The organism is Rhodocyclus purpureus (assembly GCF_016653115.1).
GTDB classification, from domain to species: domain Bacteria; phylum Pseudomonadota; class Gammaproteobacteria; order Burkholderiales; family Rhodocyclaceae; genus Rhodocyclus; species Rhodocyclus purpureus.
Genome location: NZ_NHRX01000027.1, coordinates 23,311 through 44,590 on the forward strand (window position 1 = coordinate 23,311; position 21,280 = coordinate 44,590).

Genomic DNA, 21,280 nt, shown 5'->3' on the forward strand with positions numbered 1-21,280 from the left:
GACGATTGATGAACCACACTTTCCGCATCGTCTTCAACGCGATCACGGGCGCCTGGGTGGCCGTCGCCGAAACCGCCAAGGCGCGCGGCAAGGCCAGCCGCTGCGCGCGTCCGCTGGCCCCGCTGCTGGCGCTGGCACTGGGATCGCCGACACTGGCAGCCCCACCCGCCGCCACCGAGCTGCCCACCGGCGGCCAGGTCGTCGCCGGCCAGGCCAGCCTCAGCCAGTCCGGGGCTGCCATGACCGTCACGCAGACCAGCAACCGTGCGGTCATCGACTGGCAGACCTTCAACGTCGGCAGCCAGGCCCGCGTCGATTTTGTCCAGCACTCGGCCGCTGCGGTGACGCTGAACCGGGTGCTGGATACGCAGCCCAGCCAGATCTTCGGCAGCATCAAGGCCAACGGACAGGTCTTCCTGACCAACCCCAACGGCGTCTACTTCGCTCCTTCCGCCTCGGTGGACGTCGGCGGGCTCGTGGCCACCACGCACACCCTCTCGACCGATGACTTCATGGCCGGGAACAACATCTTCCGGCGCCATGGCAGTAGCGCAGCGTTGATCAACGAAGGCAGCCTGCAGGCCGGAATCGACGGCTACATCGCGCTGCTGGCACCGGAAGTGCGCAACCAGGGCGTCATCGTCGCGCAGGCAGGCACCGTGGTGCTCGCAGCGGGTGAGGTCGTCACGCTGCAACTGGCGGGGGCAGCAACACGCGTCTTCGTCGAGCCGTCCGAGATCGCGGCGCTGGTCGACAACCGGCAGGCGGTGCTCGCGCCCGGCGGCCAGATCATCCTCTCGGCGCTGGCCGCGAACCGGCTCCAGGGCGGCGTCGTGCGCAACTCGGGCAGCCTCGAAGCCGTCGGCCTCGTCAGCGACGGCGGCCGCATCGAGCTGATCGCCTCGGACGAGATCGATCATTCCGGGCGCATCGCAGCCGACGCGGCCCCCGGCAGCGCTGGCCGGGGCGGCACGGTCACGCTGATCGCCGACCTCGAGAATCCTGGAAGCATCACGCGCATGGACGGCAGCATCAGCGCCCGCGGCGGCGACGCCGGTGGAAAAGGAGGTGGGGAGGGCGGCTTCGTCGAGACCTCGGGCAGCCGGGTCAGGATCGGTGACGGCATCCAGATGGACACCCGTGCGCCGCAGGGCCGGACCGGCACCTGGCTGATCGACCCCGACGGCTTCACGATCGCGGCCAGCGGCGGCGACATCAGCGGCACCGCGCTGTCTGCCACGCTCGCCACCACCAGTTTCGAGATCGTGAGCACCCCCGGCAGCGACGGCAACATCCATGTAAATGACGCGGTGAGCTGGAGCAGTAACACGCTGACGCTGAGGGCGACCAACGACGTGCGCATCAACGCGGTGATGACCGCTTCCGGCGAGGCCAGTCTGAACTTGGAGCCCGGCAGCGGCAAGGTGCTGATGGGATTCGACGCGGAAGGAAACTTCGCCGGCCGGGTGGATTTTCCGGGGCGCTCGGGCACAGGCTTCCTGACGATCAACGGGTTGCCCTACACGGTGATCAATGCGCTCGGCGCCCAGGGCAGCCTCACCGGCCTCGATCTGCAGGGCGTCAACGGCAATCTCGGCGGCCGCTACGCGCTCGGCGGCGACATCGATGCGTCGACCACGAGCGATTGGAACGGGGGGGCCGGCTTCCAGCCGCTCGGAGGCAGAAGGAATCCTTTCACCGGCAAGTTCGACGGACTGGGGCATACCATCACCGGACTCACCATCAACTTCCCGCAAACCATCGGGGTTGGCCTGTTCGGATCCACTTCAAGCAGTTCCTCGTTGCGCAACGTCGGCCTGGTCGGCGGGAGCGTAACTGGCCGAGGGTTTGTCGGCGGGCTGGTGGGAGAGAACTACGGAAAGATCGACAACAGCTTCGCGAAGGTCGATGCGAGCGGCCTCGACTCGGTCGGCGGCCTGGTGGGGATCAACTATGATGCCCCGATCAACAACAGTTACGCCACAGGCAATGTCAGCAGTGGCGCCGGAAGCAATGCCGGTGGACTGGTAGGCAACAACAACGGCCCGATCAGCGACAGCTACGCGACCGGTAAGGTCTACGGCAACGGCCTCGTCGGCGGACTCGCTGGCTACAACTACGGCCCGATCAGCAATAGCTACGCGACGGGCAACGTGACCTCGGACGATTTCGCCGTGGGTGGGCTCGTGGGTCTCAACTACAGCCAGATCACCAACAGCCACGCCAGCGGCAGCGTGACGGGCCATGATTCCTTTATCGGCGGCCTGGTCGGTGACAACGAAGGCGCCACGATCAGCAACAGCTACGCCACCGGTAGCGTGATCGGGACCGGCAATAAATACGGCCCCAGTTCCTATCTGGGCGGTCTTGCCGGATATAGCAGCGGAGCCATCACCAGCGCTTACGCCAGCGGCAGCGTGACGGGGCCGGGCGACTATGTTGGCGGATTGCTTGGATACAACGACAAGGGGACGATCACCGACGCCTACGCGATCGGCAGCGTTGCCGGGGCTGGATTCGTCGGCGGGCTGGCAGGATACAACCTTGGAACGATCACCAGAACCTACGCCGCCGGCAGTGTGAGCGGGACAGGTCGCTATATTGGCGGACTGATCGGGTCTAGTAGCCCGTTCAGTTCGGTAAGCGGCAGTTTCTGGGACAGCGAGGTCAATTCCGGGCTGTCTGGCGTCGGCAATGGGTCCAGCGATGGGGTCATCGGCCTCGGCACCGCCGACATGCAGAACCAAGCCAACTTCGTCGCCGCCGACTGGAACTTCAGCACTCCCGTATGGAAGATCCTCAGCGGAGCCAATGGCGGCTATCCCTGCCTGAGCTTCGCCCCGAACTGCGTGGCTTCCGTCGCACCTCCCGAGCCCCCGGTCCGCCCCGAAGTACCGACCTCGACGGAGCGCCAGGCGCCGCTCGTTTTGCCGCCGACGCTGGCCACGAGCTTGCCCGATCGCGCGCCCGTCCTGGACGTCACACCGGCAGCCAGCCTGACCCTCGCGAGTACGGCGGACGGCGAAGGGGCCGGCGCCCCTGCTCAATCGGGAACGGCACCTGACCGTTTCACGGCCTTCCTGGCCGCCGAAATAGGCCGGCGGAATGCACGCACCGAGCTGTATCGTGAAGCACTGGACCTCATCAGGCGGAATCCCGCGGCAGCCGATATCCCCGCTTGCACGCAGACCGCTTCCGAAGTCTGCGTTCCGGAGCGCATCGATTCGCTCGCCGTGGCCAAGGGCAGCGGGCGCAAGACGGCCCTGCTCTTCGGCAACAACGCCTACAGCGGCAACATTCCGGCGCTGCAGACACCCGTCGGCGATGTGGAGTCGGTCGGCGGTCTGCTGCGCGAACGCCTCGGTTACGAGGTCGAGGTCGTCCCCAATGCCGGCAAGCGCGAGATGATCCTGGCCCTCAAACGGCTTGCCGAGACGGCGGGACCCAACGACAACATCGTCGTCATGTATGCCGGCCACGGCTACGAGCTCGACGACACCCGGCAGGGCTTCTGGCTGCCGGTGGATGCGAACGAGACGAACCCGGAAACCTGGATCTCGAACGGCGACATTGCCCGCTTGCTCAACGCCAATCCGGCCCGCCAGATCCTGCTGGTATCGGACAGCTGCTTCTCCGGCACGCTGACCAAGGAAGCGAAGGTGGAAAGCCGGGGGGAGAGCGCCGAGGAAATCCTGCTGCGGCGTTCCGTGCTGGCCCTGAGTTCGGGTGGCGAAGAGCCGGTGTCGGACGATGGTCTCGGCGGGCACTCGATCTTCGCGCATCACCTGATCGGAGCACTGGCCCAGGTCGATCGACAATCGACGGCGACTCAGATCCACATGGCGGTGAAGGAAGAAGTGGAGAAGGATTTCCCCCAGGAGCCGCAGCTGGGTGGCCTGCTCTCGGCCGGTCATACGCCGGGCGGCGACTTCCTCTTCCGCAAGAACTGAGTTGTTCCGCATGACGCAGCTCAAACCCCGTCTGCTGAAGCTTTTGCTGGTGGCCCGCCAGGTCATTGCCGACAAGCAGTTGTACATGTCGATCATGTCGGCGACGCTGGTGACGATCCTCAGCATGTTTTCGGTTTTCGACCGGGTCGAGTCCTATACCTACAGCCTGGCCTCGTCGATCGACCTGCCGACGCTCGGCAAGGCGGCAGCACTGAACGACCGACCGGAAACCATCCCCCGGGTTCTGCTGATTTCGAACGAGATGTACGAGAGGGACTTCCGCCAGGTGTCGCCGCTGGAGCGGCGCAAGCTGTCCGAGGTCTTCGCCGCAGTGCTCGACGCCCACCCGTCGCTGCTCGCCGTCGACCTGGATCTGTCGCCCATCCGGGCGCGCAGCGATCAGGAAGTCCGGGCGCAGGCGCAGCTGGACGAGCTGCTGCTGGCAGCCGCCCGGACGACCCCGGTGGTGCTGGCGACCCCGCTCCCGGTCGAAGACCTCGAACTGCGCCAGCAGAAATTCGCCTGGATGCAGAAGCTCTGCCAGGGCGGCGTCCATTTCGGCCTGTCCACCCTGCATGCCAGCGACGGCATGGTGCTGCGCTACAGCGCCGAACTGCCCACGTTCGCGCAGGTGGCCGCGCGCCTGCTGCAGCCCGCGCAGACAAAGCCGCAGGACGCTGGGCACGACGAGACAGGCAGGGCCCGTCGCCCCGCGGCCTGCGCGAAGATTGCCGGAGGCGGGATCGAGCAGGCCGACTTCCTCGATCCCGGATTTTTCCTGAACGCCACCGGCAATGGGCTGTCGATCAAGGGCATGAAGCTGATCAATGCCAATTACTTCGACCCGGCACTCGAACACAACATCTCCGCCTTCTCGGCAGTGGATGAAATCCCCGAGGCCGGGGATCTGGCCGGCCGGGTCGTATTCCTCGGCGGACAATACGGCATCGACGATCGCTTCGAGACCCTGAACGGCGAGCGCTATGGTGCGGTGGTCCATGCCGGGATCTTCTATTCCTTGACCCATCCGCTCAGGGAAATTCCCAAGTCCATCTGCAAGCTGGTCGATGTCCTGCTGGGAATCCTGCTGGCGGCACTCTTTCAGGCCATGTGGGGCCGCTACTACCGGGACCTGTTGCGCTATCAGGGACTGAAGACAGCCGAGACCCACGAGCAGCGCATCCTGCGCGCCCATGCCTTCGGCGGCGCGGTGATTGCGCTGTGGGCCGTGCTGGCCGCTTCGGGCGCTGTCCTCTGGGGGCTTCTGCTGGTCAGCACCGTCGCCCTGAAGAACGGCAGCCAGTTTTCCATCGCCTTCATGGCGTTCGCGATGCTGCTTTACTGTGCCGAGTGGAACCGCAAGAGCGCGGCCCAGCAGGAAGTGCGCCTGAGCCTCAGCCGCCTGCGCGACCGTTTTGCCGACCCGGTCCATTCCGCCTACTCGCCGGTAGAAGTTCTCGACAAGTTTCTGGCCGGGGACGGCCGGCGGGAGCAGGCGGGCGAGGTCAAGGGATTCATGGCCGAAACGGGCGAATACGTCACCGCTTTCCTGCTGCGTCGCCGGGACGACCTGCGTTTCATATTTCTCGCGCTGCCGCGGACACCCGTCGCCGCCTTCTGGGCACTGCTGGAATTCCTCACCTCGCTGCTGCCGATTGCCGCCGTGACCTGGATCGTCGTCGAATCATTCATCACCTGAGGTTCCGTCATCATGCAGAAGATCATTTTTCTGGGCTGCCTGGCCCTGCCCGCCTTCCTGTCGCCCGGGCTCGCCGCCGCCGCCACGCCCTGCCTGCTCTCGGGCAGCGCCGACCTCGTGACCGTGCCGGCGATTGCCCGCGTGGGGAGCGGAATGGTGTCGGTACCGGACTGCAGCGATCTTGCAGTGAGCCGGGGACAGGCCCGCGCCCTGCTGCGCAAGCCGAGCGGACAAGGCTATTACGTCGACCTGAGCGCGGGAGAGCGCCTGCAGGACAAGCTGAGCGAATCCTCGTCGTCGGGCTTTTTCACGCGCTTCCGCAACATGGCGAAGACGCTGTCGGAAGGCAATGTCACGGTGCAGGCAGGCATCAAGCGCGACATCGTCAGCGACCGGGTGGAAGGTTTCCCGCGCGGCAACGTGCTCGCCTGGAAGACGCCGGTGAGCTTCAACTTCCTCGAAGCGCTGCCGGCGATCGAAAGCTTCGAACTGAGCGACTCGGAAGGACGTCCCATCTACCAGACCCAGGAGCTCAAGGGGGCGTTCACGCTGCCAGCCGGCCTGGTGCAGGCGGGCAGGAGCTATCAATGGCAACTGTCGGCGGGCGGGAAAGTCTTCAAAGGAAGTTTTCGCACCCTGGATACGGCAGCGAGCGCCCCACTTGCCGAGGAACTGAACAGGATCGAGAAAGATCCCGCACTGAACGGCGGAGAACGGAAAGCCCTCGCTGCAATGGCCTGCGACGGCGCCGGCCTGGGCTTCGACCGCGACCGGCTAATGGCTGAAGTCGTGGGCCGCCGCAACGCCCCGGGAATGGACTGAGCCACTACCGACTCAGGCTTGCCGGGACGCCCAGCTCGTCCCGGTCGCGTACAGGCCTGCCGACCATGTGCACGCTCCGACCGCCTTTATCGCGTCGCAGCGAACGGCGCCCCTGTTTGAGTCGGGCCGCTGTCCTCACGCTTGCTCGTCAATTACGACAAAACCCTCTGCCACTCGATTTGCACTGAGCGGCAGTGGTAGAAATTGTCATGACAAGCCGTCTCACGGACAAGACGGGAGTAATTCACCTCGCTGCGTACACGCAGTTCGGGATGATACGGGACGGGAAAGCTGGACAAGCCAGCGGATATGGCGCTATCCTCGTCCTTGCATACCATCAGAGTATGCCGACGCTGCAGGCCACCAATCCGCTTATCCGTCATTCCGAAGGGACGTCCACCTTTGTCCTCCGTTCCCAGTGAGGGCGCCGGGATGAGGCTCGCGAGACAGACAGTCAGTCATGAGCGAAGACATTCACTGGTTCGTAGGCAGGGACGGAAGGACTCGCGGGGGGCTCGGCGTGACGCCTTTCCGTGCGTTTTTCTTCTGTCTGCAAGACGGCAAGCTCGTCACCAGCGTCGACTTTGACCGACAGGGACTGGAAGACGAAATCCGGACGCGACGCGCGGCTGGCCGGGAGACGGCTCAATTCGAGGATGCCCTGGCAGAACTGGCCAAACTGAACTGCCTCGACCATCTGCAGAGATGCCAGGAAGTTTGGGTCGGCCTGTGGCGCGGACAGCGTCACGTCGTTTTCGACCCCCTGATACAGCCTGACAACAGCGAATTCATCCTTCTCTATTTCGTCGAGGGGCGCGCGCTTTGCGCCAGAAAACGCGCCAACGAACGCTACGAGTTAAGCCCCGTCAGCAACCCTCGTGACCGTGATTTTGCTTTGGAACAGTACTGCCTGTGGCGTTCTACCCATGCGCACATCGCCGCCGAAAAGAAAGCTCGCCGGGCGTTCGAGGAGGAGTATCCACCCCCCGCCCGGAAAAAATGCCCCGACTGCGACTGCCACACGCACTGGTCCGACCTCGTAAACAAGCCCAGGTATGAGATGAGGTCGGAACTGACGGTCGTCGCCGAACCCTGCCCTTCATGCAAGGGAGAGGGCTTCGTCAGGGATGTCTTCGAGTCCTGAGCCGGGGCCCCGCAATTCACTTCTGGATGAGTTCGACCTTGTAGCCGTCGGGATCCTCGACGAAGGCGATCACGGTCTTGCCGTGCTTCATCGGGCCGGCTTCGCGGACGACCTTGCCGCCGCGCTGCTTGATCTCGGCGCAGGCGGCGTAGGCATCGGCAACCTCGAGCGCGATGTGGCCGAAGGCGTTGCCGAGTTCGTAGGACGGCGTATCCCAGTTGTGCGTGAGCTCGATCACCGCGTTGTCGGCCTCTGCGCCGTAGCCGACGAAGGCGAGCGTGAAGCGGCCTTCGGGGTAGTCGTGGCGGCGCAGGAGGCGCATGCCGAGGACTTCGGTATAGAAGGCAAGCGAGCGCTCGAGGTTGCCGACGCGCAGCATGGTGTGCAGGATTCGCATGGTTTTCTTCTCCTTGGCAGGGTGCAGGCTGTGGACACTCAGGGCAGGCAGTGCGCCGCGCGCTGGCGCAGTTCGGCGCGGGCGCTGCGCCAGTCCGGGTAGAGTCGTTCGACCAGAGACCAGAAACGCGGGCCGTGGTTCATCTCGACCAAGTGCGCCACCTCGTGGGCGACGACGTAGTCGATCAGCGCCGGCGGCAACTGCACGAGACGCCAGTTGAGCCGGATGCCGCGCTCGCTGCAACTGCCCCAGCGCGTGCGCGCCGACGACAGCGCCAGCGGCGGCACCGGCACGCCGAGACGGGAACAGAAGTGCGCCAGCCGCTCGGCAAACAGCGGTCGCGCGCGCTCGCACAGCGCCGCGCGCAAGGCCGCGGCGACCGTTTCCGGGCTGTCGTCGCGACAGCAGAGCTGCAGTTCGGCGGCCGCTTCGAGAGCGTCGCGCCACTGCGCCCGCTCGCGGCCGACGCGGACGCGCAGTTCGAGCTCGCCGCCGAGGTAGGCGACGCGGCTGCCGTCGCCGATCACCGGCGGCGCCGGCGGTGGCGGACGCCGGCGCCATTCGTCGAGTTTCTTCAGCACCCAGCCGGCGTGCTTGCAGATGACCGCCTCGATGTCGGCGAGCGGCGCCCGCTGCGGCGCGGCGACGGCCAGCCCGCTGCCGTCGATCTGCAGGCCGATGCTGCGCCGCGACGAGCGGCGCAGGCGGTAGGGGATGCGCTGTTCGCCGAGCACGATCAGCCGGGCCGCCTCCCCGGCGGCGTCGGCCCTACTGAGCGGGCGTGGCATCCGGGTAGCGGTGCGGCGAGAGGCGCCGCATCTCGGCTTCGATCCAGGCTTCGGCTTCCTTGCCGATCTGCAGTTCGGAGCGTCCGTGCGTATCGATCGCCGGGCCGATGCTGACGGTGATCAGCCCCGGAGTCTTGACGAAGGCGTTCTTCGGCCAGCATTCGCCGGCGTCGTGAGCGACCGGGACGACCTTGACGCCGGCGGCAACGGCGAGATGCGCGCCGCCCGGCTGGTAGCGTCCCTGCTCGCCGGGCGCGACACGCGTGCCTTCGGGGAAGATGACCACCCAGTAACCGTCGCGCAGGCGATCGGTTCCGCGCGTCGCGACCTGCTTCAGAGCCTCGCGCCGACTGCCGCGGTCGATCGCGATCATCTTCATCGCGCGCAGGCCCCAGCCGAAGAAGGGCATGTTGAGCAGTTCGCGCTTCAGGACGAAAACGAGCGGCGGAAAGATGTCCTGCAGGCCGACGGTTTCCCAGGCCGACTGGTGCTTGGCGAGGATCACCGAAGGCTCGGCCGGCATGTTCTCGCGGCCGATAACACGGTAGCGGATGCCGAGCACGTAGCGCGACAAGGCCATGAAGCCGTGCCGCCAGAGCGCGATGATGGCAAAGCGCAGGCGCAGCGAACCGAGCATCGCCAGCGAAACGAGGATGCCGAAGGGGATGGTCCACAGCGTGACGAGGACCGCGAACAGCGAGGAGCGGAGGAGGCAGATCAGGCGCATCAGGGCTTCAGGATGTGGTCAACGGCGGCGGCAAGGTCGGCGAAGGTCACCGTGCCTTCGGGCAATCCGCCCGCAGCCTGGGTTTTCTTGCCCTTGCCGGAGAGCACCAGCATCGGCCAGGCGCCGACCGCGGCGGCTGCCTGCAGGTCGCGCAGCGAATCGCCGACCGACGGCACGCCGGTGAGATCGAGCTTGTAGGTCTCGCCGATGCGCTTGAACATCCCCGCCTGCGGCTTGCGGCAATCGCACTTCTGCTCGGCGGTATGCGGGCAGAAGAAGACCGCGTCGATGCGTCCGCCGGCGGACTGCACCGCGCGGTGCATCTTGTTGTGGATGCCATTCAGCATGTCCATGTCGAACAGGCCGCGACCGACCCCGGACTGGTTGGTCGCGACGACGACGCGCCAGCCGGCCTGGCACAGGCGCGCGATCGCTTCCAGGCTGCCCGGAATCGGCTTCCACTCGGCCGGCGACTTGATGAACTGGTCGGAGTCGTAGTTGATGACCCCGTCGCGGTCGAGGATGACGAGTTTCATTGGCATGACGATGACTCCCGCAGGCCGTTCAGGCCGCCAGCCGCGACAGGTCGGCGACCGCGTTCAGCTGCACCGACAGCGCGCGCAGGAGACCGAGCCGGTTGGCGCGGATCAGCGGTTCCTCGGCCATCACCATCACCTCGTCGAAGAAGCGGTCGACCTCGGCGCGGATCGAGGCCAGCACCTTCAGCGCGTCGGCGTAGTCCTCGTTGGCGACGAAGGACTGCACCTGCGGCGTCAGCAGGACGAGGCGCTCGAACAGCGCCTTCTCGGCCGCTTCCTCGAACAGCGCGAGGTCGGGCTCGCCGATGGTCGCCGGGTCGGCCTTGCGCAGGATGTTGCCGATGCGCTTGTTGGCGGCGGCGAGCGCCTCGGCCTCGGGCAGGCGCTGGAACGCGCGCACCGCGTCGAGCCGCGCCGGAACGCGGTCGATCAGCGTCGGCCGCTGCGCCAGCACCGCCTCGATCGCGTCCTGGGCATGGCCCGCGTCACGCAGCAGGCCGCGCAGGCGGTCGTGCATGAAGTCGAGCAGCGGGTCGGCAACAGGGTGCGTCAACACGCCGGCGGCAAAACCGGCACAGGCGTCGTCGATCAGTTCGGCCAGGTCGAGCGGCAGCGGCGACTCCATCAGGATGCGCAGCACGCCGAGCGCGGCGCGGCGCAGGCCGAACGGGTCCTTGTCGCCGGTCGGGATCTGGCCGATGCCGAAGAAGCCGACCAGCGCGTCGAGCTTGTCGGCAAGCGCGGCGGCGCAGGCGACATTGCCCTGCGGCAGCGCGTCACCGGCGAAGCGCGGCTGGTAGTGGCTCTGCACCGCGTCGGCGACCTGCGCGTCCTCGTGGTCGTGCAGCGCGTAGTAGCGGCCCATGATCCCCTGCAGTTCGGGGAATTCGCCGACCATGTCGGTGACGAGGTCGGCCTTGGCCAGGCGCGCCGCGCGCGCGGCGAGCGCCGGGACGGTCGAGCCGTGCGGCGACAGGCGCTGCGCGATCTTCTGCGCCAGCGCTTCGAGGCGCTCGACGCGCGCCAGCACCGAGCCGAGCTTGTTGTGGTAGACGACGTTGCCGAGCTTGTCCAGGCGCGAGGCGAGCGTGGCCTTGCGGTCCTGGTTGTAGAAGAAGCGCGCATCCGAGAGGCGCGGGCGCACCACGCGCGCGTTGCCACCGACGATGTGCTTCGGGTCGGCGACCGCCATGTTCGAGACGATCAGGAACTTGTTGAGCAGCTTGCCCTGCGTATCCAGCAGCGGGAAGTACTTCTGGTTCTGCTGCATGGTCAGGATCAGGCATTCCTGCGGCACTTCGAGGTACTCGGACTCGAACTCGCCGACATAGACGACCGGCCATTCGACCAGCGCCGTGACCTCGTCGAGCAGCCCCTCGGCGCGGTTGATCGTCGCCCCCAGTTCGGCGGCCTTGGCCGCGAGCTGCTGCGCGATCGACTCGCGCCGCTCGGCGAAGCTGGCGACGACCTTGCCCTCCTCGCGCAAGGTTTCAGCGTAGGCATCGGCCGTACCCAGCACGATCTCGCCCGCGGAAAGGAAGCGGTGACCGCGCGTCGTGCGGCCGCTGACGAGGCCGAGCAGCTCACCGGGGATGACGCTCTCGCCGTGCAGCATGACCAGTCCATGCACCGGGCGCACGAACTGGTGCTCCGAATCGCCCCAGCGCATCAGCTTCGGGATCGGCAGCTTCTTCAGCGCGTCGGCGACGATTCCCGCGAGCACTTCGCCGAGGCGCGCACCGCTGACGGTCGCCTGGTAGAAGAAGGTCTCGGACTTGCCGTCCATGCGCTTCTCGAACTTCGGCAGTTCGGACACCGGGATGTTCTTGGCCGCGAGCTTCTTCAGGAGCGCCGGCGTCGGCTGGCCGGCGGCGTCGAGCGCGACGGCGACCGGCATGATCTTCTCGAAGGCGGTCGCGTCAGGCGCGACGGCGAGCACTTCGGGCACCTGGATCGCCAGCCGGCGCGGCGTCGCGAACCATTGGTAGCCTTCGCCGGCGGCGACCAGGTTGCGGTCGGCGAGGCCGGCGTGGATCTGCGCGGCGAAGACTTCGCCGAGCCTGGAGAGCGCCTTCGGCGGCAGTTCTTCGGTCAGGAGTTCAACGAGCAGGGTGGCGTTCATGTCAGTTGCCCTCCCCGGCAGCCTGTGCTGCGCGCGCCATCGGGAAGCCGAGCGCCGCGCGCGAATCGTAATAGGCCTGTGCGACGGCACGCGCCAGCGCGCGCACGCGGCCGATGTAGGCGGCGCGTTCGGTCACCGAGATGGCGCCGCGCGCATCGAGCAGGTTGAAGGTGTGCGAACACTTCATCACCTGCTCGTAGCCCGGCAGCGGCAGGCCGAGGCTCATCAGGCGCTTGGCTTCCGCCTCGTGCTCGCTGAAGTGGCGGAAGAGCAGGTCGACGTCGGCGTGCTCGAAGTTGTACTTCGACTGCTCGACCTCGTTCTGGTGGTAGACGTCGCCGTAGGTGACGCGGCCATTCGGACCGTCGGCCCAGACCAGGTCATAGACGTTCTCGACCCCCTGCAGGTACATCGCCAGGCGTTCGAGACCGTAGGTGATCTCGCCCAGCACCGGCTTGCAGACGAGCGAGCCGACTTCCTGGAAGTAGGTGAATTGCGTGACTTCCATGCCGTCGAGCCAGACTTCCCAGCCGAGCCCCCAGGCGCCGAGCGTCGGCGACTCCCAGTCGTCCTCGACGAAGCGGATGTCGTGCTCCGCGGTGTCGATGCCGAGCGCGCGCAGGCTGTCGAGGTACAGCTCCTGGATGTTGTCCGGCGACGGCTTCAGCGCCACCTGGTACTGGTAGTAGTGCTGCAGGCGATTCGGGTTCTCGCCGTAACGGCCGTCCTTCGGCCGCCGCGACGGCTGCACGTAGGCCGCGCGCCACGGCTCGGGGCCGATCGCGCGCAGGAAGGTCGCCGTGTGGAAAGTGCCGGCACCGACCTCGATGTCATAAGGCTGCAACAGCGCGCAGCCCTGCTTGTCCCAGAAATTCTGGAGACGCAGGATCACTTCCTGAAAGGTAGGCATGGAGTCTTTGCGAATGCGGGAAAACATCGATTCTACTTGGTTTCGCGGGCAGTCAAAACCAGCGGCACTCCCGGCAACCACTCCCGCTGCGCCATCCGCCCTGGGTGAAGGTGAAGCAGCCGCATGGACGACCGCCGATTCGCGCGAACCGGCGCAGGAGTGACGAGGCCGCTGCCCAGGAGCAGCAGCCCGTCATCGCGAGCCAGCAGGGCGTGGCGATCCAGTGCGTAGGTCTCGCATCCAGTCGGCCGTGGAGGGCCGGCCAAGGCATGGAGACAGAAAAACGAACTGGATTGCCACGGCGCTACGCGCCTCGCAATGACGCGAACCGGCGCGACGCGTCCGCAAAGGCCCGTCATCGCGAGCCCGCAGGGCGTGGCGATCCAGTGCGTAGGGCTCGCATCCGGTCGGCCGTGGAGGGCCGGCCAAGGCATGGAGACGGAAGAACGAACTGGATTGCCACGGCGCTACGCGCCTCGCAATGACGCGAACCGGCGCGACGCGTCCGCAAAGGCACGTCATCGCGAGCCCGCAGGGCGTGGCGATCCAGTGCGTAGGGCTCGCATCCGGTCGGCTGTGGAGGGCCGGCAAGGGCGAGGAGACGGAAGAACGAACTGGATTGCCACGGCGCTACGCGCCTCGCAATGACGCGAACCGGCGCGACGCGTCCGCAAAGGCACGTCATCGCGAGCCCGCAGGGCGTGGCGATCCAGTACGTAGGTCTCGTATCCGGTCGCCCGTGGATGGCCGGCAAAGGCCAGGAGACGGAAGAACGAACTGGATTGCCACGGCGCTACGCGCCTCGCAATGACGCGAAGCGGCGCGTCCGCAAAGGCACGTCATCGCGAGCCCGCAGGGCGTGGCGATCCAGTGCGTAGGTCTCGCATCGGGTCGGCCGTGGATGGCCGGCAAGGGCGAGGAGACGGAAGAACGAACTGGATTGCCACGGCGCTGCGCGCCTCGCAATGACGCGGACAGGAGCGACACGTCCGCAAGGGCCCGTCATCGCGAGCCCGCAGGGCGTGGCGATCCAGTGCGTAGGGCTCGCATCCGGTCGGCCGTGGAGGGCCGGCAAGGGCGAGGAGACGGAAGAACGAACTGGATTGCCACGGCGCTGCGCGCCTCGCAATGACGCGAGTTACTCAAATTGACCGGGTGTGTTTCATGCTCCAGCCGCTTCAGCGGCGCCTTGTCGCCAGCGCGACGATCAGGAGCAAGAGCGCGAGGTGCAGCAGCGGCCAGTCGCCGAAGCGGACGTAGGGGGTGCTGCCGCGGTAGCCGCGCACGGTGCCGGTCAGCGCGTCGCGCGTGAAGGTCGGCAGCGCGGCCTGCACGCGGCCGTCGGCGCCGATGATCGCGGTCATCCCGGTATTGGTCGCGCGCAGCATCATGCGTCCGCTCTCGAGCGCGCGCATCTGCGCGATCTGCAGGTGCTGTTGCGGCGCCAGCGAGTCGCCGAACCAGGCGACGTTGGAGAGATTGACGAGCAGCGTCGCCTGCGGCAGCGCGCGGATGATCTCGCTGCCGAAGACGTCCTCGTAGCAGATGTTCACCGCGACCTGCTGGCCGGCGATCGCCAGCGGCGGCTGCGTCGTCGTGCCCGGGGTGAAGTCCGACATCGGGATCGACAGCGCGCTCATGAACCAGGAGAAGCCCGGCGGCGTGAATTCGCCGAAGGGGACGAGGTGCGACTTGGCGTAGCGCTGCGACGGCGAAACGCCGACGCTCACCGCCGTATTCATGTAACGCTCGCTGTCGCCGCTGGCGATGCCGAAGAGGACATCGCCCTGCTCGCGCGCGGCGAGCGCGGCGAGCGCGTCGAGGTAGTCGCGCGGCGCCTGCTCAAGGAAGACCGGCAGCGCGGTCTCGGGCAGGACGGTGAGCCTGGCCGGGTGTTCGAGCGCCAGCCGGTAGTAGGTGTCCAGCGATTCGGCGAAGCGCTCGGGGCGCCACTTCATCTCCAGCGGGACGTTGCCCTGCAGCAGGGCGACGCTGGTCGGCTCACCGAAGGGCTCGGTCCATTCGATCGTGCGCAGGCCGGCACCGCCGGCGAGCAGCAGGCAGGCGACGACGAGCGGCAGCCCGGCTGCCGCAGCCTGTCGGTCCGCGGCACGGCGCGCGCCAGCCAATCCGCGCAGCGTTTCGGCGAGCAGTCCGCCGAGCGCCGCCGTCAGCAGGCCGACGCCGAACACGCCGAACAGCGGCGCGAAACCGGCGAGCGGGCTCGGCGGCGTCTGCGCGTAGCCGACTGCCAGCCAGGGGAAACCCGTAAACAAGAAACCGCGCAGCCATTCGGACAGCGCCCACAGCGCGGCGAAGAGCCCGACGCGCGCGAAGACGAGGCCCGCGCGGCGAACGAGCGAACGCTCGTCGCCCGGCTGCGGCGCCAGGCGAACGAACAGCGCGCCGGCTGCCGCCGGGAACAGCGCGAGACCGGCGCAGAAGGCCAGCGTCGCCGCCGCCGCTGCCGCCGCCGGCATGCCGCCGAAGACGCTCAGGCTGACATAGACCCAGGAGACCCCGGCACCGAAGAAGCCGAAGCCGAAGGCGCCGCCGAGCCAGGCCCCGGCAGCGACCGTGCGCGCACGCATGAGCAGCGCGTAGAGCCCGCCGAGCGTCAGCCAGACGAGCGGAAAGGCAGCGAGCGGGGCAAAGGCGGCGACGCTTGCCGCGCCGAGCAGAGCCGCGATCGGCAGGGACCAGCGCCCCTCCGGCGGCAGCACGCGCTTCTGCCCGTGCACGGCACCCGGCGCATCCTGCGGCTGCGGCCGCTCGGGCGGCGTCGTGCTCGCTCGCGGCATCACTTCCAGACTAGGGGCGATCGCCGGCCTCCGCGAGCGGGCTGACCAGCAGCGTGTACAGCCGGCGGCCGTCGGCGCGCAGGACCTGGAAGCGGACGCCGTCGATATCGACCAACTCGCCGCTCCGCGGCACGCGGTCGAGGTGGTGCAGGATCAGGCCGCCGACGGTGTCGAACTCCTCGTCGGCGAAATTCGTGGCGAAGGCGCTGTTGAAGTCGTCGATCTCGGTCTGCGCCTTCACGCGGTAGCGCCCCGAGTGGTCGATCTGGATGTTGCCGTCGGCCTCGTCGAAGTCGTACTCGTCCTCGATGTCGCCGACGATCTGCTCGAGGACGTCCTCGATCGTCACCAGCCCGCAGGCGCCGCCGTACTCGTCGACGACGATCGCCATGTGGTTGCGCGACACACGGAACTCGCGCAGGAGCACGTTGAGGCGCTTCGACTCGGGGATGAATACCGCCGGGCGCAGCCAAGCGCGCAGGTCGAAGCCTTCCTCGGCATGGATGCGCAGCAGATCCTTGGCCAGCAGGACGCCAATGACGTTGTCGCGCCCCCCCTCGACGACCGGGAAGCGCGAGTGCCCGGTGGCGATGACGAAGGAGAGGATCTCGTCGAGCGAATCGACGACGTCGATGACGTCCATCTGCGCGCGCGGCACCATCACGTCGCGGACGCTGGTGTCGGACGCCGAGAGCGCGCCTTCGATGATCGTCAGCGCGTCAGAATCGAGCAGGTTGCGCTCGAAGGCGGAATGCAGGAGTTGCAGAAGCTGTTCGCGGTCCTCCGGCTCGCGCAGGAGGAACGACGAGAGACGTTCCAGAAATCCGGGTCTGGAACCCGTGCTACTGTCCATAAACTGTGTCAGCCCCCTCCGGGTGCCGGGAAGCGGTGCTCGCCGCGGGCTCAGCCGCGGCTCCGCTCACTCCCGGCGCCTCATTCTTCGTCGGCGTACGGATCCGGATAGCCCAGTCCCGCGAGTATCCGGCGCTCGCGCTCCTCCATGTCCTCGGCATCTTCTTCGCTGTCTTCGTGGTCGTAGCCGAGAAGATGCAGAATACCATGGACGATCAGATGGGCATAATGCGCATCAGCCGTGCGTCCCTGCTCGGCCGCCTCGCGCAGCGCCACTTCGGCACAGACGACGAGGTCGCCGCAGACGACCGGCTCGACCTCGTAGGGGAAGGAGAGGACGTTGGTCGCGTAATCCTTGCCGCGGTAATCGCGGTTGAGCACCCGTCCTTCTTCCGGATCGACGAAGCGGACGACGATCTTGCCGCCGCGTCCGCCATCCACGTCGATCGCCGCGCGCACCCAGCGCCGGATCGAAGTGCGCAAGGGTACGTCGCTCGCGTTACACGCATATTGCACCGACAGGTCGAGACGACGGCTAACGTTCTGCATGGCTGCTCCCTTCGCGGGCCGGACGGCCGCCATCTTCCTTCGCCTGGTGCGCCTCGTAGGCGGCGACGATGCGCGCAACCAGCGGGTGACGGACGACGTCTTCCTTGAGAAATTCGGTGAAGGCGATGCCGCGCACGTCGCCGAGGATGTTGCGCGCCTCGATGAGCCCGCTCTTCTGCCCGCGCACCAGGTCGATCTGCGTCACGTCGCCGGTGACCACCGCGCGCGCGCCGATGCCGATACGCGTGAGGAACATCTTCATCTGCTCGGGCGTCGTGTTCTGCGCCTCGTCGAGGATGATGAAGGCGTGGTTGAGCGTGCGCCCGCGCATGTAGGCGAGCGGGGCGATCTCGATGGCGCCGCGCTCGAACAGCTTGCCGACCTTCTCGAAGCCCATCAGGTCGTAGAGCGCGTCGTAGAGCGGGCGCAGGTAGGGATCGACCTTCTGCGCGAGGTCGCCGGGCAGGAAGCCGAGGCGCTCGCCGGCCTCGACCGCCGGGCGGGTCAGGATGATGCGCTGCACCAGCTCGCGCTCGAAGGCGTCGACCGCCGAGGCAACCGCGAGATAGGTCTTGCCGGTACCGGCCGGGCCGATGCCGAAGGTGATGTCGTGCTCCTGGATCGCCTTCAGGTACTCGACCTGGCGCGGCGTGCGCCCGTGCAGCTCGCTCTTGCGAGTCATCAGCGAGGGCGTCGCGCCGCCGGGGTTGGCGATGTGGCGCACCGGGTGGTTCACGAGCTCGATCAGCCCGAGCTGGATCTCGTCGACCGACAGTTCCTTCTTCGCCAGCGCGTAGAAGTGCTGCAGCGCGTGCGCCGCGCGCTCGGTCTGCGCCGACTCGCCGCGCAGCGTGAAATGCTCGCCGCGGCGCGCGATGGCGACGTCGAAGGCGGTCTCGATCTGGCGCAGGTTCTCGTCGAGCGCGCCGCACAGGTGGGCGAGCTGGCTGTTGTTGAGCGGCGAGAAGGACAGCTCGCGCGGCCGGTTGCGCACGGCGGGGCTCACGCGGCGGCCTCGCCGCTGTCGTGCGTGAGCACCTCGCCGCGCAGCGAGTGCGGCAGCGCGGCGGTGATGCGCACGTCGATGAAGTGGCCGATCAGGCGCGGCGCGCCGGCGAAGTTCACGATGCGGTTGTTGTCAGTGCGGCCGGCGAGCTCCTTGGCGTCCTTCTTCGACGGTCCTTCGACGACGACGCGCTGCACGCTGCCGACCATGGACTGCGACACCTCCTGCGCGAGTTCGTCGATGCGCTTCTGCAGACGCAGCAGACGCGCGCTCTTCACCTCGGCCGGGATGTCGTCGGCCATGTCGGCCGCCGGCGTCCCCGGACGCGCGCTGTAGATGAACGAGAACGACGCGTCGAAACCGACCTCGTCGATCAGGCGCATGGTCTTCTCGAAGTCCTCGTCGGTCTCGCCGGGGAAGCCGACGATGAAGTCAGAGGACAGGGAGAGGTCGGGGCGCGCGGCGCGCAGGCGACGCACCAGGCTCTTGTACTCGAGCGCCGTATAGCCGCGCTTCATCGCCGCGAGGATGCGGTCGGAGCCCGACTGCACCGGCAGGTGCAGGTGCGAGACCAGCTTCGGCACGCGCGCATAGACATCGATCAGGCGCTGCGTCAGCTCGCAGGGGTGCGAGGTCGTGTAGCGGATGCGCTCGATGCCGGGAATCTCGGCGATGTACTCGATCAGCATCGCCAGGTCGGCAAAATCGGAATCGCTGCCGGCCAGCGCGCCGCGGTAGGCATTGACGTTCTGCCCGAGCAGCGTCACCTCGCCGACGCCCTGCCCGGCGAGCCCGGCGACCTCGGTGAGCACGTCGTCGAACGGACGCGACACTTCCTGCCCGCGCGTATAGGGAACGATGCAGTAGGTGCAGAACTTGCTGCAGCCTTCCATGATCGAGACGAAGGCCGAGTTGCCCTCGACCGTCGCCGGCGGCAGGTGGTCGAACTTCTCGATCTCGGGGAAGGAGACGTCGACCTGCGGCTTGCCCAGCCGCTGCCGTTCGGCGAGCAGTTGCGGCAGCCGGTGCAGGGTCTGCGGGCCGAACACGAGGTCGACGTAGGGCGCGCGCGCGACGATCGCCTCGCCCTCCTGGCTGGCGACGCAGCCACCGACGCCGATGATCAGGTCGGGCTTCTGCAGCTTCAGGAGACGCATGCGCCCGAGGTCGTGGAAGACCCGTTCCTGCGCCTTCTCGCGCACCGAGCAGGTGTTGAAGAGAACGATGTCGGCGTCTTCGGGCTTGTCGGTACGGACGACTTCGGTGTGAGCAGCGAGCACGTCGGCCATCTTGTCCGAGTCGTACTCGTTCATCTGGCACCCGAAGGTGCGGATGAACAATTTTTTGGCCATTGAGGGATTCAGCGGGAGAGAAATACGGAGAGGAGTCGCTGCCGGGGAGCACGGCCGCGGCGGCGGCCTGAAAGGCGACGAATCGCCGAAGCCCCCGGGCGGAGGGAAGCGGCATTATAGACAAGCTCGCCGGGCACGGGCAGGCTCGCTGCGGCGGCGGCCGCCGAGATGGAAGAACGAACTGGATTGCCACGACGCTACGCGCCTCGCAATGACGGCAGCGCAGCGAATCCGTCATCGCGAGCCCGCAGCGCGTGGCCATCGAGACAACGCGTCATCGCGAGCCCGAAGGGCGTGGCGATCCAGTGCGTAGGTCTCGCATCGGTTCGCCCGAGTTGGCGAGGTCGCGAAGCTGGAGGAACGAACTGGATTGCCACGGCGCTGCGCGCCTCGCAATGACCGAATCCGCGCCCCGGTCGCCTCCGATTCGGGCCAACCGGCCCTCCCACGACAACTTCGCAGGTCGGGGTGGCGCAGCGTAAGCCGACGAGACGGAGTTTGTCATAAGCGGGCAACCCGGCGAAACTTGCACCACCCCATCAAGGAAAGGATCTCCCATGCAAGCCATTCGACTGCGCCACCCCGCCGGCCTCGACCAACTGGAACTCGTGGACCTGCCCGACCCCGGCCAACCCGGTGCGGGCGAGATACGCGTCAGGCTGCACGCGAGTTCGCTCAACTACCACGACCTCGCCGTCGTCAGCGGGTACATGCCGGCGGACGACGGACGCATCCCGATGTCCGACGGCGCCGGCGTCGTCGAAGCGGTCGGGCCGGGTGTCAGCGAGTTCGCTCCGGGCGACCACGTGGTCTCGACCTTCTTCCCGACCTGGCTGAACGGCGATCCGCCCATCGCCGATTTCTCGACGACACCGGGCGACGGCGTGGACGGCTACGCGCGCGAGCTCGTGGTCGCGCCGTGGACGGCCTTCACGCGGGCGCCGCAGGGCTACAGCCATGCCGAGGCCGCCACCCTGACCACCGCGGGCCTGACCGCCTGGCGCGCGCTGGTCGTGAACGGCGGTCTGCGCGCGGGCGACACGGTGCTGGTGCTGGGCACGGGTGGCGTTTCGGTCTTCGCGCTGCAGATCGCCAAGGCGATGGGCGCCACGGTGATCGCCACGTCCTCTTCGGACGAAAAGCTCGAACGGGCGCGCCAGCTCGGCGCCGACCACCTCGTGAACTACCGCCGCGAGGAAAACTGGGGCGAACGCGTGCGCGAGCTCACCCACGGGCGTGGCGTGGACCACGTGGTCGAGGTCGGCGGCCCGGGGACCCTGGCCCAGTCGATCACCGCAACCCGCATCGGCGGCCACATCGCGCTGATCGGCGTATTGACGGGCTTGGGCGGCCAGGTCCCCACCGCGGCGCTGATGGCGCGCCAGCAACGCCTGCAGGGACTGATCGTCGGCAGCCGCCAGCACCAGATCGACCTGGTGCGCGCCGTCGAAGCCACCGGGATCAAGCCGGTGATCGACAAGTCCTTCGCCCTGCCCGAGATTGCCGAAGCCTTCAAACTGCAGCGTTCGGGCGGGCACTTCGGCAAGATCGTGCTCGAGTTTTGACGTGACCAGGAAGGCCCGGATTCGGGCCCTCCAAATTATGGTGACGGTATGTGTTAA

General features: G+C 67.3%; 16 protein-coding genes. 5 read left to right on the forward strand and 11 right to left on the reverse strand.

Annotated features, from left to right (window positions below):
- Positions 1–8 precede the first annotated feature (8 nt).
- The 4 genes from CCR84_RS05245 to CCR84_RS05260 all read left to right on the forward strand — a co-directional run bounded on the left by CCR84_RS05245 (position 9) and on the right by CCR84_RS05260 (position 7,615).
- Positions 9–3,950 (forward strand): two-partner secretion domain-containing protein, encoded by a 3,942-nt coding sequence (locus CCR84_RS05245; protein WP_201210330.1) that lies wholly within the window; start codon positions 9–11, stop codon positions 3,948–3,950.
- Between the two features lie 10 nt (positions 3,951–3,960).
- The gene (locus CCR84_RS05250; RefSeq protein WP_201210332.1) at positions 3,961–5,649 is read left to right on the forward strand and encodes a CHASE2 domain-containing protein; all 1,689 of its coding nucleotides are present in this window, start codon (positions 3,961–3,963) and stop codon (positions 5,647–5,649) included.
- Positions 5,650–5,661: 12 nt separating this feature from the next.
- Entirely contained in the window at positions 5,662–6,471 is an 810-nt protein-coding gene (locus CCR84_RS05255) for a hypothetical protein (protein ID WP_201210333.1), read from the forward strand.
- A gap of 460 nt (positions 6,472–6,931) precedes the next feature.
- Positions 6,932–7,615 (forward strand): hypothetical protein, encoded by a 684-nt coding sequence (locus CCR84_RS05260; protein ID WP_201210334.1) that lies wholly within the window; start codon positions 6,932–6,934, stop codon positions 7,613–7,615.
- A gap of 16 nt (positions 7,616–7,631) precedes the next feature.
- Here CCR84_RS05260 and gloA read toward each other — a convergent pair whose 3' ends face one another.
- The 11 genes from gloA to miaB form a co-directional block, all read right to left on the reverse strand.
- On the reverse strand, positions 7,632–8,012 hold the full coding sequence (gene gloA, locus CCR84_RS05265; RefSeq protein ID WP_201210335.1) for a lactoylglutathione lyase: 381 nt from the start codon (positions 8,010–8,012) through the stop codon (positions 7,632–7,634).
- A gap of 38 nt (positions 8,013–8,050) precedes the next feature.
- A complete protein-coding gene (locus CCR84_RS05270) occupies positions 8,051–8,800 on the reverse strand; it encodes a M48 family metallopeptidase (RefSeq protein ID WP_201210336.1) in 750 nt (249 codons plus the stop codon).
- The gene (locus CCR84_RS05275) at positions 8,781–9,527 is read right to left on the reverse strand and encodes a lysophospholipid acyltransferase family protein (RefSeq protein ID WP_207186223.1); all 747 of its coding nucleotides are present in this window, start codon (positions 9,525–9,527) and stop codon (positions 8,781–8,783) included. Before CCR84_RS05275 ends, CCR84_RS05270 begins: the two co-directional genes overlap by 20 nt.
- Positions 9,527–10,063 carry a D-glycero-beta-D-manno-heptose 1,7-bisphosphate 7-phosphatase gene (gene gmhB / locus CCR84_RS05280; protein WP_201210370.1) on the reverse strand — a complete coding sequence of 179 codons (537 nt, stop codon included), beginning with the start codon at positions 10,061–10,063 and terminating at the stop codon, positions 9,527–9,529. The genes CCR84_RS05275 and gmhB overlap by 1 nt, the downstream gene beginning before the upstream one ends.
- Before the next feature lie 28 nt (positions 10,064–10,091).
- A complete protein-coding gene (gene glyS / locus CCR84_RS05285) occupies positions 10,092–12,188 on the reverse strand; it encodes a glycine--tRNA ligase subunit beta (RefSeq protein ID WP_201210337.1) in 2,097 nt (698 codons plus the stop codon).
- Position 12,189: 1 nt separating this feature from the next.
- Entirely contained in the window at positions 12,190–13,098 is a 909-nt protein-coding gene (glyQ, locus tag CCR84_RS05290; protein ID WP_201210339.1) for a glycine--tRNA ligase subunit alpha, read from the reverse strand.
- A gap of 1,178 nt (positions 13,099–14,276) precedes the next feature.
- Positions 14,277–15,899 (reverse strand): apolipoprotein N-acyltransferase, encoded by a 1,623-nt coding sequence (gene lnt / locus CCR84_RS05295; protein WP_201210341.1) that lies wholly within the window; start codon positions 15,897–15,899, stop codon positions 14,277–14,279.
- A 10-nt stretch (positions 15,900–15,909) separates the two neighbouring features.
- A complete protein-coding gene (locus CCR84_RS05300; protein WP_201210343.1) occupies positions 15,910–16,752 on the reverse strand; it encodes an HlyC/CorC family transporter in 843 nt (280 codons plus the stop codon).
- Between the two features lie 80 nt (positions 16,753–16,832).
- The gene (gene ybeY, locus CCR84_RS05305) at positions 16,833–17,300 is read right to left on the reverse strand and encodes an rRNA maturation RNase YbeY (RefSeq protein ID WP_201210344.1); all 468 of its coding nucleotides are present in this window, start codon (positions 17,298–17,300) and stop codon (positions 16,833–16,835) included.
- The gene (locus tag CCR84_RS05310; protein ID WP_201210345.1) at positions 17,287–18,306 is read right to left on the reverse strand and encodes a PhoH family protein; all 1,020 of its coding nucleotides are present in this window, start codon (positions 18,304–18,306) and stop codon (positions 17,287–17,289) included. Before CCR84_RS05310 ends, ybeY begins: the two co-directional genes overlap by 14 nt.
- A complete protein-coding gene (gene miaB / locus CCR84_RS05315; RefSeq protein ID WP_201210346.1) occupies positions 18,303–19,658 on the reverse strand; it encodes a tRNA (N6-isopentenyl adenosine(37)-C2)-methylthiotransferase MiaB in 1,356 nt (451 codons plus the stop codon). The genes CCR84_RS05310 and miaB overlap by 4 nt, the downstream gene beginning before the upstream one ends.
- A 557-nt stretch (positions 19,659–20,215) precedes the next feature.
- Here miaB and CCR84_RS05320 point away from each other — a divergent pair.
- Positions 20,216–21,223 carry a zinc-dependent alcohol dehydrogenase family protein gene (locus CCR84_RS05320; RefSeq protein ID WP_201210347.1) on the forward strand — a complete coding sequence of 336 codons (1,008 nt, stop codon included), beginning with the start codon at positions 20,216–20,218 and terminating at the stop codon, positions 21,221–21,223.
- Positions 21,224–21,280: the final 57 nt, after the last annotated feature.